Genomic DNA, 15,991 nt, shown 5'->3' with positions numbered 1-15,991 from the left:
GCTGAAAAGAAATGGGATGGGATTGCCATGGCCTACCTCTCTGAGGAACAGCTTCAAGCTATGGGCTTCAAGAAGCTGGGCAAAAGCGTAAAGATCAGTGACAAGGCGGCCATCTACAACCCTGAGCAGATGGAGCTGGGAGATCACGTTCGAATCGACGATTTTTGCGTGGTATCAGGAAAGATACGCTTCGGGCGGTTTATTCACATCACGCCAATGTGCCTGATGGCAGGTGGTGTCCCAGGTATCGTTCTGGACGATTTCTGCACGCTGGCATACGGCGTCAAGGTGTTTTCACAGTCGGATGACTACAGCGGTGAAACATTGGTGAATTCAAATATTCCCAAGCGTTTCAAGAATGAAAAGTTTGCGGCAGTGCACTTGCATCGGCAGGTCATCGTGGGGGCCGGGGCGATCATCATGCCTGGTGTAGACGTGGCGCAGGGGTGTGCGATCGGGGCAATGGCCCTGGTGACCCGTTCGACGCAGCCATGGGGTATCTATGCGGGCGCTCCCGCCCAGCGGCTGAAGGAGCGCAGCCGTGATCTATTGGCACTGGAAAAACAGTTTCTCGAAGAGTTTGAAAAATGATCCCATTTAACAAGCCGCCCTATACGGGCAACGAAGATGCCCATGTCTTGGCAGCCATGCGCAGTGACAAGATTTCGGGTGATGGCGCTTATGGTTATCGATGCCAGCAATGGTTCGAGGACCGATTCTCCTGTATCAAGACACTGTTGACGCCTTCCTGTACCCAGGCTCTGGAAATGGCCGCCATTCTTCTGGACATCAAGCCGGGCGATGAAGTGATCATGCCCAGCTACACGTTCGTGAGTACAGCGAATGCGTTTGTTCTGCGTGGTGCGACCATCGTTTTCGTCGATGTTCGCCCCGATACGATGAACATCGATGAAAAACTCATTGAGGCTGCCGTTACCGAGCGTACCCGGGCTATCGTGCCGGTGCACTATGCAGGTGTTGCCTGCGAGATGGACAGCATCATGGATATCGCCAAGCGTCATGGGCTATTTGTGGTAGAGGACGCGGCCCAGGGCATGATGTCCACGTACAAGGGCAAGCCGCTGGGTACAATTGGTCACATGGGCGCCTTCAGCTTCCACGAAACCAAGAACTACACCAGTGGTGGCGAAGGCGGACTGCTCCTGATCAACGATCAGACATTCGTCAGCCGGGCAGAGGTCATCCGCGAAAAAGGCACCAATCGCTCGCAGTTCTTCCGTGGGATGGTCGACAAGTACACGTGGATCGATGTGGGCAGCAGCTACCTGCCAAGCGAGCTGCAAGCCGCTTACCTATACGGCCAATTGGAAAAGGCCGAGGAAATCAACCGCGCGCGTCTGTCCATCTGGAATCGCTATTACCAGGCGCTCAAGCCATTTGCCAAGCGTGGTTTGATCGACCTGCCTATCATCCCTGAAGATTGCGTGGCCAACGGTCACATGTTCTACCTGAAGGTTTCCGGGCTGGAACAGCGGACCCACGTATTGGAGACTTTGCGAGCCAACGGCATCGGCGCCGTATTCCACTACATTCCGCTGCACTCGGCGCCGGCAGGACGAGCGCTCGGTCGACTGCATGGCGATGATGTATATACCACCCGTGAAAGCGAGCGTCTGTTCCGTCTGCCACTGTGGCTTGCCATGACTCAAGAGGATGTGGAACAGGTCATTCAAGCGGTGATCGATGCGATCGATGTCCGATAACGCGAGCAGTGCAGTGGTGCAAAAGCGCGGAGGTCGCAGCGGGCTGCTCTTTAGTGCAGTGCTGACCACATCCGCGCATTTGTCCAAAATTGCCGTGGGCTTCTTGCTGCTCAAGTTGATTGCGGTATACCTCGGCGTCGAGGGCATGGGGCAGCTTGGCAATTTCATGAGCGCAGTACTGTTTTTATCGCTGCTTGCCGGTGGTGGGATACAGAACGGTATCATCAAGTACGTGGCCGAGTTCAAGTCTCGGCCCCGTGTGTTGCTGGGTTTCCTGGCTGACGCTCGGGCCTACTCGCTTGGATTCTGTAGTCTCATCCTGGTTGCTGCGTTGGCGTTTCATGTGCCTCTGGCTCGTTTTCTCATGGGCGAAGAGGGCTATGATTGGCTGATCGTGGTGCTGGGGCTGGCTCAGTTCGGATTCGCGTTCACCAATATTGTAAACGGCACGGCCAACGGGCTGCACGAGACCAAAGTCTACGCGGCGATTCAGATCATAGGTAACGTGCTGACACTACCCATCGCCTGGTGGCTGATCAGCCATCACGGCTTGGCTGGCGCGGCATTGGCCATGGTAGTGTTCTACCTGTCGTATAGCCTGCCAGCGTTCTATTTTTATATTCAGTCTCGACTGCGTCGCAGTGTTCGATGGCATAAGGTCCAAGCGCCCAAACTTCGCCGGCTAGGGGGGTTCACGCTGATGGCGATCGTGGGGGCGATCAGCGTGCCGGTCGTTGAAATCGTCGTGCGCCGGATGCTGACCGAGAGCGTCGGGCTTGAAGCCGCAGGCCTTTGGCAGGCATCGATCAAGCTTTCAAGTGCATACATGGGCTTTTTCGTTGTGTTTTTGGCAGCGTATTTCATGCCAATCGTCTCGGCACAGCAGGACCGCAAGCTCATTGCTGTTACGGTACGAAAGTTCATGGGTTTGGTGATGGGGTTGTTTATCGTCGGTGGTACGGGCTTCTACCTGCTGCGTGAACACCTCATCCCTCTGTTGCTCTCAGGCGACTTCTCCGACCTGGCGGATGTCATCCAATACCAATTGATCGGCGATTGCCTGCGAATTTCAACCTACGTCATTGGTTTTGTGGTCGTTGCCAAGGCTGCGACACGTCTGTATGTGGCGTTGGAAGTCGGTCAAGGCGTGTTGTTCTGTTTGTTCAGTGTAGTGGCACTGCAGCGGGGAGCGGGGCTTGAAGGTGTATTCATGGCACATGTCGCCATGAACGTCATTTACTTCCTGGTTTCCGTGACAGGTTTTTATTTTTATACGAGAAGGACCGTGTGATGTTGACAGCGACTGTCGTCGTTTCTTGTTATAACCAGGAAAACTATATTGAAGAGTGCCTGGACAGCATCCTTGGGCAAGAGATAAATTTTCCCTGTGAGGTGATTGTCTCCGACGACTGCTCGCCGGACAATACGCAAGCTGTGATCCGTCGATACGCAGAGGCACACCCCGGCCGTCTGACGCTCATGCTGCGGGAAAAGAATGTCGGCGCGGCGCTCAATTACCATGGTGTGCATGCCATGGCTAAAGGCGATATCGTATTCCACTTCGACGGCGACGATGTCATGCTGCCAGGCAAGCTCCAGGAACAATACGACCTGTTTGCCGCGCACGCGGATGTCAACATTGTATTTCATAAAGCCATCTATTTTTCCGATGACGGTAGTTACCAGTCGGAGACGGTCTATCCAGGCGCGAATGCACCGTATCACACCTTCTTTGATCTGCATCAGCTCGCTCGCTGGGGTGCTACTTGCGTGCACAGTTCGTATGCTTATCGCCGCTCATCACGCCAGGCTAAAATAGAGCGAGAATTCATGGAGTGGTTCTTCGCCATGGACTCATTGATCAGGGGCGGTCGCGGCGTTTATATCGACAAAGCGTTGGTAAGATACCGAAGCAATCCCGGGAATGGCTCGTATCTTTCCACGGTCAATGGCCGTAAAAAGTCGTACACGATTTTCTTTGGTGACCTGTACGAGTACTTTTCGGCATACCCCTGGTTGCGCAGTGATCTCTATGCCAATTTCCTGATTACCGTCCTGGCCATGTTGCGCTCGACGAAGACGCTGACGATGAAGAACTTCAAGTTCATGTTGGCCAATATTCTTTATTTTCGTCCCTCGAAGTTCCTTGAAACTGCACGTGTCAGGAAGATGGTTGGGCCAGCTGAAAAAAATCGTTGAATCGTCACTCGTGACCTGAATCGAGAAGGATTTCCGATGATTTACCTAACGCTTTACAGCGACTATTTTTACATGTTGTTGACGTCGTTGTTGGTGTTTGCCTGCGTGAAGTTCATGCTGCGCAGGGCGCATCCGTTCGGCATGGTTCTTCTGGTTGAGCGCGTATTTGTCGCTGCGGTGGTGTTCGTTGCCGCCTGGTGCATCAGTGATCGTCCTGGCCGCATTGAAGGGGATACTGCCGTCTATCTCAGCTTTTTCGACACGATTAACGCAGGTCAGGAAAATCCGTTTCCCACGTTCGAGCCCGGTTTCATCTGGCTTACCACGGCGTTGGCACGCACCGGGTTTGATGCGCAGGCGCTCTTTTTCATCGTGCCGGTGTTAGTCGCAGGCGCTTACCATCATCTGGCCACACGTGTGTTTGGACGCCGTTCGGCACTGACCGTACTGGTGTTTGCAGCGCTGTTGGTTTACCCGTTCTTCTTGTCACTGACCGCCAACGTCATTCGTCAAGGGTTGGCGATGGCGTTGGTGTTTTATACGATGGCCAAGCTGATGGAGGGGCGGCACGTTCGGGCAAAAACAAGCGCGGTGGCCGCACTGTTTTTTCACCGCTCGACCGTTATTTTGCTTCCGTGGGTATTCTTCAAGCGCGCTGGTCAACGCCTGTCGCTGTGGGTGATCCTGGCCATCTGGGGCCTCGCTTCGTTGGCCTCGTATCTGAGCATGTTTAAACTGCTTGCCACGATGGTTTTTGACCAGCTCGCAGCACTGGGTCTCTCCGTTAATTATGGCGATACCACACATCTGGATTACCTGACCGGGTTTCGCTGGAGTTTCTGGCTGTTTTCATCTGTTTCGATCGTATTGCTATGCCTGCTGAGAATCGTGGGCTTCCATCACGGGCGTGCAGCGCTACTGTTCAAGATGTCTTGTTACTTTGGTATCGTGCATATTCTGACATTTGATCTTGCTTATAATGATCGTTTTGGGCTTTATGCCTGGATGCTGTACCCTATTCAGCTGCTGTATCTGAGTCGTTGCATTCTAATTCGCTTGAGTCAACCGGCGGTTGCGCCGACCGCTGAATACGCTTCGTAGTTAGTAGGCACCGTCGTTAAATTCGGCTCATTTATAGAATTAACCCATTCGTTAATTTTCTGGTTTTACGCAAGAGGCAAAACCTCATGAAAGTAGGCGTTACCGGTGCTAGTGGATTTATTGGCAAATTGCTTTGCCAAGCTTTGGTCGGCCGGGGCGATCAGGTTGTTGTCCTGAGTCGGCGCGAAGATCCGGGTATTGCCGGGGTGACCGTGTGCAAGGGCGACCTGACACAAGGCGCTAGCGGTCTTGAGGCATTCCTCGACGGCCTTGACGTGATCTATCACTGCGCGGGTGAACTAAAAAACCAGGCAGTCATGTATTCGCTGCATGTGGAGGGTACGCGTGCGCTGTTGGCTGCTGCGTGCGCCACCATCCAGCGGACCGGGCGGCCACTGCAGTGGGTGCAGTTGAGTAGCGTCGGCGCTTATGGGCCGGGCAGGCAGGGGGCCGGTGTGCCCCGCGAAGTCGATGAGCGTTGTCAGCCCGAGCCTGTGGGCGAATATGAAATCACCAAGACGCTTGCGGATGAATCCCTGCTGGCTATCGCGGCTGTTGAGCCACGGTTGTCCTATACCTTGGTCAGGCCGTCGATCGTCATTGCCGCCGACATGCCGAATCAATCGTTCTTCCAATTCGCCAACGCCGTACGACGCCGGTTGTTTTTTTATATCGGCACTCGTGATGCCGTCTCCACTTATGTCCATGTCGATGACGTTGTGAAGGCCCTGCTCAATTGTTCGACGCGTGCTCAGGCCAAGAACCAGACTTTCATATTGTCCAACGACTGCGGGCAAAGCGAGTTGGTGGAAGCCATCGCATCCCATTATGGTGTCAAGCCGCCTGCTCTGGTGGTTCCCGCAGCACTGCTGCGTACTATCGTTCGCTTGTTACCGGCGAACCGCTCACCGCTTTCCGATGCGCGTATCGACGCGTTGATGCAACGCACGCGGTACCGGAGCGGTCATGCGGCGCAAGTGCTGGATTTCACACCAGCGCCGCTGCCCGTGCAAATGGCCGACGTTCTGAAAACCTCTTGAGTTTGCTGGAAAACTGAATGCAATCGCGGAAAAAAATAGCAATCGTGGCAACTGTGCCGGTAGTCCTGCACGTTTTCATGCGCGAGCACATCAAGCGGCTGGCAACCAGTCACTCCATCACTCTGATTTGTCCTGGATCGCGTTCCGACGTTGAAGACCTGCTTAGCGAGCACGTCGGCTTTCTGTCGTACAACATCGAACGCAAGATATCGCTGGTACAGGATCTGCGCTCCCTCTGGACGCTTTGGCGAATACTGGCCAAGGGGCACTATGACTGTGTGCTGTCCCTGATGCCCAAGTCCGGCCTCATTGCCATGCTGGCGGGGCTGCTGTCAGGTATCCGCAGCCGCGTGCATATCTTCACTGGGCAGGTGTGGGCGACACGCCAGGGGCTTGGACGTCGTCTGCTGATGGGGATGGATCGGTTGCTGGCCAGCTCCGCCACCCACCTTTTGACTGACAGTTACTCCCAGAGAGACTTTCTGATTGCTTCGCACATCGTCAAGCCAGACAAGATCAGGGTGTTGGGTAAGGGGTCGATCAGTGGCGTCGATACCGAGCGATTCCGGCCTGACCCGCTGGTTCGCGGGCAATTGCGCGCACAATTGGGTATTCCGTCCACGGCACTGGTGTACCTGTTCCTTGGGCGGGTGAATCGGGCCAAGGGAATACTCGATCTTGCTCGTGCCTTTTCGCAACTCGCCGACGCATGTCCAGATGCTCACTTGCTGGTCGTGGGGCCGGATGACGAGGACCTGGATGACGAACTGGCGTCGCTGCTCCATAAGCGCCAGGGCGCGTTTCACCGGGTGGGTTTTACCAAGACGCCTGAACATTACATGGCCATGTCCGATGTCTTCTGCATGCCCAGCTACAGGGAGGGCTTCGGGCAGGCTGTCATCGAAGCGGCCGCTGTGGGCCTGCCGAGCATGGTATCGAGAATTTATGGCCTGACCGACGCGGTCGAGGAGGATGTGACTGGCATCTTCCACGAGGCAGGGGATGTGCAGGATATAAAGCAGGCATTCGTCCGGCTTTATGACGACGAAACCCTTCGTGATAGGCTCGGGCACCAGGCAATCAATAGGGCGCGCCGGGACTTTTCCAAGGAAGAAGTGGTAGGGGGGATGCATGCATTCATCGCATCGATCATCCGCTGATCATTCCGTGATACGGGCGATAGCGAAATTCTGGGGGGAAAGATGCGAGTACTGTTGACCGGTGGTTCCGGTTTCGTTGGCAAGGCCGTGCTGGAACGGATGGCCGAGATGAATGACGTCGAACTGATCGCGGCGTTGCGCCGGTCACCCGCTGCCGTGTCTGCAGGGGTTGGCGTTCACCTCTTCGATGACCTGGGAAGTGAAGCGGCCTGGCCACACCAGAGTGGGCCAATTGATGTCGTCGTGCATTGCGCGTCCCGCGTACACGTCATGAATGAGGTAGCAGCCGACCCGCTGGCGGAATTTCGCAAGGTCAATGTGTTGGCGACGCTCGCCTTCGCTCGCCGAGCGGCGATGGCGGGTGTGCGGCGCTTCGTGTTCATCAGCTCCATCAAGGTCAATGGTGAAGGTACGGAGCTTGGTCAGCCCTATCGAGCCGATGACACCCCAGCTCCACAGGACCCCTATGGGGTTTCCAAGCACGAGGCGGAAGAACAGCTTCGTCTCCTGGGTGCGGAAACCGGCATGGAAATTTCGATCATCCGGCCCGTCCTGGTCTACGGGCCTGGAGTCAAGGCCAACTTTCATAACATGATGCGGTGGCTGGACAAGCAAGTGCCATTGCCATTCGGTGCAATCGACAACCGTCGAAGCCTGGTGGCGCTGGACAACCTGGTAGACCTGATCGTTACCTGTTGCAGGCATCCTGCTGCTGCCGACCAGACGTTTCTGGTCAGTGATGGGCACGATGTCTCGACCTCCGAACTGCTTCGCCAGATGGCCCGAGCCTTGGGCAAGCCGGCCCGACTCCTCCCTGTTCCTTCGTCACTGCTGGTGATGGGGGCCAATATGCTGGGTCGGCGAGCGCTGTCTCAGCGCCTCTGCGGCTCGCTGCAGGTCGATATCACGGCGACACGTGAACGTCTGGGGTGGGTGCCTCCCGTGTCCTTTGAGCAAGCACTGCGTAAAACCGCTGAGCATTACCTGGAAAACAAAGAGAAATGAACCACTGGATGCTGGCAATCAGCGTATTGCTTCTGTCTTTCGTCGGCACTGCCGCGCTGCGCCGTTATGCGATTTCCAGAAGCCTGATGGATGTGCCTAACCAGCGCAGTTCTCACAGCGCACCAACGCCTCGGGGCGGTGGAGTGGCCATTGTCCTGGCCTTTCTGCTGTCGCTGCCGATTGCGTACGGCCTGGGCATGGTGTCGTTCGAGCTGCTGGTCGGCTCGCTTGGCGCCAGTGGGCTGGTGGCGGTCATTGGTTTTCTTGACGATCATGGCCATATCGCAGCCCGATGGCGTCTGTTGGGGCATTTTGCCGCGGCAGCGTGGGCTTTGTACTGGTTGAGTGCCGCACCCCAGTTGGTGGTGTTCGGAACCACCTATGATCTGTCGGTGCTGGGTTACCTGCTTGCCGCGTTGTATCTGGTCTGGATGCTCAACCTCTATAACTTCATGGATGGCATCGATGGGTTGGCCAGTCTTCAGGCCATCACCGTCTGTGTCGGGGCCTGCATGCTCTATTGGGGCGCCGGCCTTGGCCACCTGGCCTGGGCCCCAGCGTTGCTGGCACTGGCCGTGGCCGGTTTCCTGGTTTGGAATTTCCCGCCGGCGCGTATCTTCATGGGCGACGCAGGCAGTGGCTTCCTTGGCCTGCAACTGGCACTGCTTTCGCTGCATGCGATGAACGCCTCGCCAGTGCTGTTGTGGGGTTGGATCATTCTGATGGGGTGTTTCATCGTCGATGCGACTTTCACCCTGGCGCGTCGCCTGGTGCGTGGCGACAAGGTGTATGAGGCTCATCGAAGCCATGCCTATCAGTATGCATCTCGACAATTAGGCCAACACCGGGCCGTGAGCCTGGCGATTACAGCGATCAACATCTTTTGGCTGCTGCCGATTGCAGCGCTGGTGGTGCTGGCCGGCTTCGATGCCGTGCTGGGCGTGGTGATCGCTTACGCGCCGCTGCTCTGGCTGGCCATTCGATTCAAGGCGGGGCAGAAGGAATAAATGGCCCGTAACGTCTTGTTTCGTGCTTTATTTTTAGAGGGTAACAGCATGATCCGTCGGCTGTGGGCAAGGTGGAATCATGCGTGAGAAAAACGGATTGGAGCGCAACATGGATAAGATAAGGGCATCGTTGCTCGGGCTTTCGCGTCGACAGAAGCGCTTGCTTCAGGTGTCGTTCGATGTCCTGTTGGTCTGGGTTTCGCTTTGGTTGGCATTTGTCGTGCGCCTCGGGATCGATGAGTTGGCCAACCCGGTCGAACGCTATCCATGGCTGTTCATCGCCGCGCCGATCGTTGCCATCCCGTTGTTCGTCCGCATCGGCCTGTATAGGGCGGTCATGCGCTATTTTGGCAATGACGCACTGATCGCGATCATCAAGGCAGTGACCCTGTCATCGTTGATCTTGGCGCTGGTCGTTTATTGGTATGGCAGCAGCCCGGTAGTACCGCGCTCGGTGATCTTCAACTACTGGTGGCTCAATCTGATTCTGATCGGTGGCCTGCGCCTGACCCTGCGCCAGTATTTTCTCGGCGACTGGTTCGCGGCGGCCCAGCATGTGCCGTTCACCAACCGTGACGATGGCCTGCCCAAGGTCGCCATCTACGGCGCAGGTGCTGCGGGCAACCAACTGGTGGCTGCTTTGCGTATGGGCCGTGCGATGCGCCCTGTTGCCTTCATTGACGACGATCCCACCATTGCTGACAGGATCATTTCTGGATTGCAGGTCTTCAAGCCCGAAAAAATCCAGCGCATGATCGATATCACAGGTGCCGAGGAAGTCTTGCTGGCGATTCCATCCGCCACACGCGGCCGTCGACGGGAAATTCTCAGCGAGCTCGAAGGATACTCGCTGCACGTACGCAGCGTTCCCGGTTTCATGGACCTGGCCAGCGGACGGGTCAAGGTCGACGATATTCAGGAAGTTGACATCGCCGACCTGTTGGGGCGCGACTCGGTACCCGCTCAGGCAGATCTGCTGGAGCGTTGTGTCACGGGGCAGTCGGTACTGGTTACCGGTGCTGGCGGCTCGATCGGTTCCGAGCTGTGCCGGCAGATTCTCATGCTCAAGCCCAAGACCCTGTTGCTGTTCGAGCACAGCGAATTCAACCTGTATGCCATCCTGGGCGAGCTGGAGCAGCGCGTTAAACGCGAGTCGTTGTCGGTGCGCGTGCTACCTATTCTCGGGTCGATCCGCAACCCGCATCAGTTGCTTGATGTGATGCGCAGTTGGAAAGTGGACACGGTCTATCATGCTGCGGCTTACAAGCACGTGCCGATGGTCGAGCACAACATTGCCGAAGGTGTGCTCAACAATGTGATGGGGACTTTGAATACTGCGCAAGCGGCACTGCAGTGTGGGGTCGCCAACTTCGTGCTGATTTCCACCGACAAGGCCGTACGGCCAACCAATGTCATGGGAAGCACCAAGCGCCTGGCCGAAATGACCCTGCAGGCCCTGAGCTGCGAAGCGGCGCCAGTGCTTTATGGGCATGCGGCCAATCTTTCCCAGGTGAACAAGACCCGTTTCACCATGGTTCGCTTCGGTAACGTGCTAGGTTCTTCCGGCTCGGTCATCCCGCTGTTCCACAAACAGATCAAGATGGGCGGGCCACTGACCGTGACCCACCCGAAAATCACCCGTTACTTCATGACGATTCCCGAAGCCGCACAGCTCGTCATCCAGGCGGGGTCGATGGGGCAGGGTGGCGATGTCTTTGTCTTGGACATGGGCAAGCCAGTCAAGATTGTCGAGTTGGCGGAAAAGATGATTCATCTTTCTGGCCTTAGCGTGCGTAACGAGCGTAACCCGACAGGCGATATTGCAATTGAGTTTACCGGCCTGCGTCCAGGCGAGAAGCTCTACGAAGAGCTACTGATCGGCGACAATGTAGTTGCTACACCGCATCCAATGATCATGAGCGCCAGTGAAGAGTTTCTGCCTTGGGATGAGCTGAAGGCTGCCCTCGGGCAATTGCTGAATGCCGTCACCGAGGACGACTACGAGCGTGTCAGGCAACTGTTGCGTCAAACGGTCATCGGCTACGCACCCGATAGCGAAATTGTCGACTGGATCTATCAGCAGCGTCGTCTTGAGCCGTGAATGCGGCTCTTCTGAACACCGGGTCGAGTGACTGCTCGGTAATATTGAATTTCCAGGCGGCTGCGTAACAGCGCGTTGTCGCCTTGCCTGAAGGTGGAAGTGAATCTATGACAATTTTGGTAACCGGCGGTGCAGGGTTCATCGGCGCCAACTTCGTGCTCGATTGGGTGGCTCAGACGGACGAAACAGTCATCAACCTCGACAAGCTGACCTATGCGGGGAACTTGCAGACGCTGGAGTCTTTGAAGGGCAGTGCCCAGCACCAGTTTGTGCAGGGTGATATCAACGATGGGGCTTTGCTCGAACGATTGCTCGCCGAACACCAGCCGCGGGCTGTGATCAACTTCGCTGCGGAATCGCATGTTGACCGCTCGATCCATGGCCCGGAAGATTTCATTCAGACCAATATCGTGGGTACCTTCCGCCTGCTGGAGGCTGTCCGCAGCTACTGGGCAGGGCTGGCTGCCGATATCCAGAAGCAGTTCCGGCTTTTGCATGTGTCCACGGACGAGGTCTATGGGTCGCTGGAAGCGGACGCACCGGCCTTCACGGAGCAGCATGCCTACGCGCCGAACAGCCCCTATTCGGCCAGCAAGGCCGCCAGCGACCATCTGGTGCGCTCTTACCACCATACCTACGGCCTGCCGGTGCTCACCACCAATTGCTCGAACAACTATGGCCCTTATCACTTCCCTGAAAAACTCATTCCCCTGGTGATCGTCAATGCGCTGGCGGGGAAAACCTTGCCAGTGTATGGCGATGGCCAGCAGATTCGCGACTGGCTGTATGTCAAGGATCACTGCAGCGCCATCCGCCGCGTGCTTGAAGCCGGAGAGTTGGGGGAGGTGTACAACGTCGGTGGCTGGAATGAAAAAGCCAATCTGGAAATCGTCGAGCGCATCTGTGCCTTGCTTGACGAACTCCAACCCCGTGCCGACGGCCGCGCTTACCGTGAGCAGATCAGTTTTGTCGCTGACCGTCCTGGCCACGATCGTCGTTACGCTATCGATGCGCGCAAGCTCGAGCGTGAGCTTGGGTGGAAGCCGGCGGAGACGTTCGAGACCGGAATCCGCAAGACGGTCGAGTGGTACCTGGCCAATGAATCCTGGGTGAAAGGGGTGCAATCCGGTAGTTACCGTGACTGGGTTGCCAAGCAGTACGGCAGCAACGCTGGATGAAAATGCCCGGGCGGGACCGCGAAACTACTATGGAAGAAAATCATGACCAAGCGTAAAGGCATTATCCTGGCGGGTGGATCAGGCACACGCTTGCATCCGGCCACGTTGTCAGTCTCCAAGCAGCTGCTGCCGGTGTATGACAAGCCGATGATCTATTACCCCCTTACCACACTGATGCTGGCCGGCATTCGCGACATCCTGGTGATTTCCACGCCCCAGGACACACCGCGGTTCGAGCAATTGCTCGGTAACGGGCAGCAGTGGGGGCTGAATATCCAGTATGCCGTTCAGGCTTCACCAGATGGCCTGGCGCAGGCTTTCGTGATCGGTGAGAAATTTATTGCAGGTAATCCATCGGCGTTGGTGCTCGGTGACAATATTTTCTATGGTCACGATTTCTACGACATCCTGGCCAACGCGATGGCGCGCGAGGACGGGGCCAGTGTGTTCGCCTACCACGTTACCGACCCGGAGCGCTATGGCGTCGTGTCCTTCGACGGGCACGGCAAGGCGATCAGCCTGGAAGAAAAGCCAAAGCAGCCAAAGTCCAACTACGCGGTAACCGGTCTGTATTTCTACGACCAGGATGTAGTGGATATCGCCAAGGAGCTCAAGCCGTCGGCGCGTGGCGAGCTGGAGATTACCGACGTCAATAACGTCTATTTGCAGCGCGGCAAGCTGTCGGTCGAGATCATGGGGCGTGGCTACGCCTGGCTCGACACGGGCACGCATGATTCGTTGCTCGAAGCGAGCCAATACATCGCCACGATCGAGCGGCGGCAGGGCTTGAAAATCGCCTGTCCAGAGGAAGTGGCGTTTCACATGAAGTGGATCAATGAAGAACAGCTGGAGAAGCTGGCGGCGCCATTGAGCAAGAATGGTTATGGGCAGTACCTGCTGCGGCTGCTGCACAGCGACATCATTCATACCTGAAGGAACAGGCGCCCGTAAGGCTGGGCAGGCTCGATGGAGGGTCTGTCCAGTTCATCTTAAAGATCAGGAGGGCGGCTCAGCGACGTGGCGCGCTCGACGAGCCAGATATTTAGGGGATATCTGCAGGATGTCCTGTGCCATCATTTTCTTGATTTTCTGACGCGAGAACTGTTCGACAAACTCCAGACGCGATGTGTTTTGCAACTTCAAACGTTGCAATGCCTCCAAAGCGCCGTCGACATCACCTGGCGCGAACAACGCCGCATTCTTGATGCGTTTTTGCGCAAAACGCCCGGCATAACCTGATAATCCCCCCCAAATAGGTTTGTCGGTCGCTGCATACTCAAACAGCTTTGACGGCAGCACCCGGCGGAATGCCTTCAGGTTGTTCAGGTGCAAAAACAGGATATCGGCGTTGCGGTACACGGCTAACAGCTGATCACGTTTCATGGGCGGCGAAAACCGAACGTTTTCCACACGATTTCGTTCGAGGGCGGCTTTCAAGGTATCCAGTGCCCCTCCGGCGCCAATCAGGTGAAACTCGACTTCATCATTCAGACGCTTGGCCAGTGTCGGCAGAATCTGATGCAGACCTTGACCTGCTCCGATGTTGCCCGCGTAAACCACTTGCAGGCGCGATGAGCGTTCTCCGCATGGCGGAAGTTGCGGTAGCGGTGCGGCCTGATGAACGAAAAGGTCATCGACGCCATTGGTATACAGGGTGAAGTCCCGCCCCGGATAGCGGGTGCTGAAGTAAGGCAGAAATCCCGGCGAGATCAGATTGACCCGCGTCGCCCGTTCGACCGTCCAGCGTTCGATGGGTGAGAACACCGAAGCCGCCAATCGCCCCCAGCGTGACGGCAGCAACTCGCGCAGTGTATCGACGAAAATATCGCGTATGTCCAAATAGAAACCGCATCCATTTCGCCGTGAAATCAAAGCCCCCAGGGAGGCTGTCATCAGCCGCGATGAGGTGGCGAAGACCAGGTCGTATTGCTTGTTGCGGCTTAGTTTCAGCGCCTCGATGGCAAAGCATGCGAACGCCCATGACTGGTCGCGTATGCCGCTGCGATGGGCTGGCACATCGATTCGTCGAACCGTCAGCAGGGGTGAGCGCTCAACGCTGCATGCGGAGGCGGCGAACGAGTGATAGCGATTGGGCTGGGTGGTGATGACTTCAATATCCACATGTTCGCCCAATTCAGAACGTAACGCTTTGACCAAAGCTTCGGCGCGAAACGATCCGGCTGACAAGTCTGGTGGATAGTAGAAGCTCAGCAGCAGAATGCGCGTGGTCATGATTCGGCCTGCGCAGCGGATGCCGTGACAGGCAATACCTGACGGTACAGCTCGATCAGGCGAAACTCCTGTTCTTCCCAGTTCAGTGTGCCAGCCGTGATGTGGGCATTGTGGGCATAGTGATTGCGCAGAGGTTGATCGCCAACCAGGCGGTTGAGCGCTCCAGCCAGTGCGGATGGGTCGTTGGCCGGCACAAGCAGGCCAACGTCATGGTCACGCACGATGCGGCGGATCTCAGGAAAGTCCGTGGCCACTACCGGCAGCCCGGCGATCAAGTACTCGAAGAGTTTGTTAGAGTCGGTTGTGTAGTGGTTGAGGCAGGTGTTTTCGATCGGCTGAACGCCAATATCGGCGGAGGCCGTGTAACTGGGCAGTTGCGCCAGGGCAACGGTGGGAATGAAACGTACCCGCTCCTGCAGCCCCAGTTGTTCACTGAGCTGAACCAGGCTCTCGGTGAGTCGCCCGCCGCCAATGAACACGAAATAGGCGTCGGGCACCTCGGCAGCCGTGCGCACGAGCTTCTCCAGGCCACGCCCTTGCTGCAGCCCGCCTTGATAGAGAATGATCGGCCAGGCCGCGGTCAAGCCGAGCTCTTCGCGGATACGGTTGGATGCCTCGCAACGGGTCAGCCGGGGACGGTTTTGCAGCACCGCAGGGCGCGCAACCCCGTAGGCCCGGGCAAAGTACTTGGCCCGGGCATCTGTGGTGGTGATAGTGCCATCGGCCTTGGGCATCAGGTGCTTTTCGACCATGCCCACCAGCTTTCTGAAGCTGTCGTAGCCTTCACGGCTGGTGCTGATTTCGTGGGCGTCATACACCAGGCGCGCGCGGCTCAGGCGAGCAGCCAGCCATGCAGTTGGCAGGGTATTCACGTCATGCGAGTGAACCACATCGGCGCGGTAGCGAACCATGTGCCAGAGCAGGGCGGTGTGCGTCCAGGCGCGTGCGATCAGGCGTAACAGTTGATGTTTGACGCTGAGTTTGCCAATCGGCCCCTGAGCCTTGTTGGTCTTGGCCGTGCTGCCCTCCGTGGTTTTGCGTTTACGCCATTTCCAGAGCGGGCTGCGCGCTACGCGAAAAACCTCGATGCCCGCTGGCAAGCGCTCCTGCTGTCGGGTCACGCCAGGCGTATGCAAGGCAAATACGCAAACCTGGTAGCCGGCGACTTGCAGCGTCTGGGCCTCCTTGAGCACGCGGGCATCATTGAGGAATTCGTTCCAGACAATCATGGCGATTTTTTTCAT

Annotated in this window: 14 protein-coding genes; 12 read left to right on the top strand and 2 right to left on the bottom strand. The window is 56.7% G+C overall.

Annotated features, from left to right (window positions below; translation table 11 throughout):
- Positions 1-27 precede the first annotated feature (27 nt).
- The 12 genes from ACIQUF_RS16485 to rfbA all read left to right on the top strand — a co-directional run bounded on the left by ACIQUF_RS16485 (position 28) and on the right by rfbA (position 13,448).
- Positions 28-591 carry an acyltransferase gene (locus ACIQUF_RS16485; RefSeq protein WP_403133220.1) on the top strand — a complete coding sequence of 188 codons (564 nt, stop codon included), beginning with the start codon at positions 28-30 and terminating at the stop codon, positions 589-591.
- Positions 588-1,724 carry a dTDP-4-amino-4,6-dideoxygalactose transaminase gene (rffA, locus tag ACIQUF_RS16480; RefSeq protein WP_403133218.1) on the top strand — a complete coding sequence of 379 codons (1,137 nt, stop codon included), beginning with the start codon at positions 588-590 and terminating at the stop codon, positions 1,722-1,724. The genes ACIQUF_RS16485 and rffA overlap by 4 nt, the downstream gene beginning before the upstream one ends.
- Entirely contained in the window at positions 1,714-3,015 is a 1,302-nt protein-coding gene (locus tag ACIQUF_RS16475; protein WP_403133215.1) for an O-antigen translocase, read from the top strand. The genes rffA and ACIQUF_RS16475 overlap by 11 nt, the downstream gene beginning before the upstream one ends.
- Positions 3,015-3,923, top strand: a complete 909-nt coding sequence (locus ACIQUF_RS16470; protein WP_403133214.1) for a glycosyltransferase — start codon at positions 3,015-3,017, stop codon at positions 3,921-3,923. Before ACIQUF_RS16475 ends, ACIQUF_RS16470 begins: the two co-directional genes overlap by 1 nt.
- 36 nt (positions 3,924-3,959) lie before the next feature.
- On the top strand, positions 3,960-5,024 hold the full coding sequence (locus ACIQUF_RS16465) for an EpsG family protein (RefSeq protein WP_403133212.1): 1,065 nt from the start codon (positions 3,960-3,962) through the stop codon (positions 5,022-5,024).
- 86 nt (positions 5,025-5,110) lie between these two features.
- The gene (locus ACIQUF_RS16460; protein WP_403133209.1) at positions 5,111-6,064 is read left to right on the top strand and encodes an NAD-dependent epimerase/dehydratase family protein; all 954 of its coding nucleotides are present in this window, start codon (positions 5,111-5,113) and stop codon (positions 6,062-6,064) included.
- A 17-nt stretch (positions 6,065-6,081) separates the two neighbouring features.
- Positions 6,082-7,224: a glycosyltransferase gene (locus ACIQUF_RS16455; RefSeq protein ID WP_403133207.1), complete on the top strand. Its 1,143-nt coding sequence runs from the start codon at positions 6,082-6,084 to the stop codon at positions 7,222-7,224.
- Positions 7,225-7,266: 42 nt separating this feature from the next.
- Entirely contained in the window at positions 7,267-8,229 is a 963-nt protein-coding gene (locus tag ACIQUF_RS16450; RefSeq protein ID WP_403133204.1) for a UDP-glucose 4-epimerase family protein, read from the top strand.
- Positions 8,226-9,236 carry a glycosyltransferase family 4 protein gene (locus ACIQUF_RS16445; RefSeq protein ID WP_403133203.1) on the top strand — a complete coding sequence of 337 codons (1,011 nt, stop codon included), beginning with the start codon at positions 8,226-8,228 and terminating at the stop codon, positions 9,234-9,236. Before ACIQUF_RS16450 ends, ACIQUF_RS16445 begins: the two co-directional genes overlap by 4 nt.
- Positions 9,237-9,345: 109 nt before the next feature.
- On the top strand, positions 9,346-11,337 hold the full coding sequence (locus ACIQUF_RS16440; RefSeq protein WP_403133200.1) for a polysaccharide biosynthesis protein: 1,992 nt from the start codon (positions 9,346-9,348) through the stop codon (positions 11,335-11,337).
- Between the two features lie 107 nt (positions 11,338-11,444).
- Positions 11,445-12,515 (top strand): dTDP-glucose 4,6-dehydratase, encoded by a 1,071-nt coding sequence (gene rfbB / locus ACIQUF_RS16435; RefSeq protein ID WP_403133198.1) that lies wholly within the window; start codon positions 11,445-11,447, stop codon positions 12,513-12,515.
- A gap of 42 nt (positions 12,516-12,557) precedes the next feature.
- On the top strand, positions 12,558-13,448 hold the full coding sequence (gene rfbA, locus ACIQUF_RS16430) for a glucose-1-phosphate thymidylyltransferase RfbA (protein ID WP_403133196.1): 891 nt from the start codon (positions 12,558-12,560) through the stop codon (positions 13,446-13,448).
- A gap of 63 nt (positions 13,449-13,511) precedes the next feature.
- Here the strand turns inward: rfbA and ACIQUF_RS16425 are convergent, their stop codons facing one another.
- Positions 13,512-14,747 carry a glycosyltransferase family 4 protein gene (locus tag ACIQUF_RS16425; protein ID WP_403133194.1) on the bottom strand — a complete coding sequence of 412 codons (1,236 nt, stop codon included), beginning with the start codon at positions 14,745-14,747 and terminating at the stop codon, positions 13,512-13,514.
- Complete coding sequence (locus ACIQUF_RS16420; RefSeq protein WP_403133191.1) at positions 14,744-15,991, bottom strand: glycosyltransferase family 4 protein; 1,248 nt, start codon at positions 15,989-15,991, stop codon at positions 14,744-14,746. Before ACIQUF_RS16420 ends, ACIQUF_RS16425 begins: the two co-directional genes overlap by 4 nt.

Source organism: Pseudomonas sp. NPDC090233, assembly GCF_044772285.1.
Lineage (GTDB): Bacteria > Pseudomonadota > Gammaproteobacteria > Pseudomonadales > Pseudomonadaceae > Aquipseudomonas.
This window is presented reverse-complemented; position numbering and strand designations above follow the sequence as displayed.

Excerpts from the sequence above, each read along its gene's own strand:
- ACIQUF_RS16465 (WP_403133212.1), top strand. The coding sequence starts at position 3,960 with ATGATTTACCTAACGCTTTACAGCGACTATTTTTACATGTTGTTGACG.
- ACIQUF_RS16470 (WP_403133214.1), top strand. The coding sequence starts at position 3,015 with ATGTTGACAGCGACTGTCGTCGTTTCTTGTTATAACCAGGAAAACTAT.
- rffA (WP_403133218.1), top strand. The coding sequence starts at position 588 with ATGATCCCATTTAACAAGCCGCCCTATACGGGCAACGAAGATGCCCAT.
- rfbA (WP_403133196.1), top strand. The coding sequence starts at position 12,558 with ATGACCAAGCGTAAAGGCATTATCCTGGCGGGTGGATCAGGCACACGC.
- ACIQUF_RS16460 (WP_403133209.1), top strand. The coding sequence starts at position 5,111 with ATGAAAGTAGGCGTTACCGGTGCTAGTGGATTTATTGGCAAATTGCTT.
- ACIQUF_RS16425 (WP_403133194.1), bottom strand. The coding sequence starts at position 14,747 with ATGACCACGCGCATTCTGCTGCTGAGCTTCTACTATCCACCAGACTTG.
- ACIQUF_RS16420 (WP_403133191.1), bottom strand. The coding sequence starts at position 15,991 with ATGAAAAAAATCGCCATGATTGTCTGGAACGAATTCCTCAATGATGCC.
- rfbB (WP_403133198.1), top strand. The coding sequence starts at position 11,445 with ATGACAATTTTGGTAACCGGCGGTGCAGGGTTCATCGGCGCCAACTTC.
- ACIQUF_RS16455 (WP_403133207.1), top strand. The coding sequence starts at position 6,082 with ATGCAATCGCGGAAAAAAATAGCAATCGTGGCAACTGTGCCGGTAGTC.
- ACIQUF_RS16475 (WP_403133215.1), top strand. The coding sequence starts at position 1,714 with ATGTCCGATAACGCGAGCAGTGCAGTGGTGCAAAAGCGCGGAGGTCGC.
- ACIQUF_RS16450 (WP_403133204.1), top strand. The coding sequence starts at position 7,267 with ATGCGAGTACTGTTGACCGGTGGTTCCGGTTTCGTTGGCAAGGCCGTG.
- ACIQUF_RS16440 (WP_403133200.1), top strand. The coding sequence starts at position 9,346 with ATGGATAAGATAAGGGCATCGTTGCTCGGGCTTTCGCGTCGACAGAAG.
- ACIQUF_RS16485 (WP_403133220.1), top strand. The coding sequence starts at position 28 with ATGGCCTACCTCTCTGAGGAACAGCTTCAAGCTATGGGCTTCAAGAAG.
- ACIQUF_RS16445 (WP_403133203.1), top strand. The coding sequence starts at position 8,226 with ATGAACCACTGGATGCTGGCAATCAGCGTATTGCTTCTGTCTTTCGTC.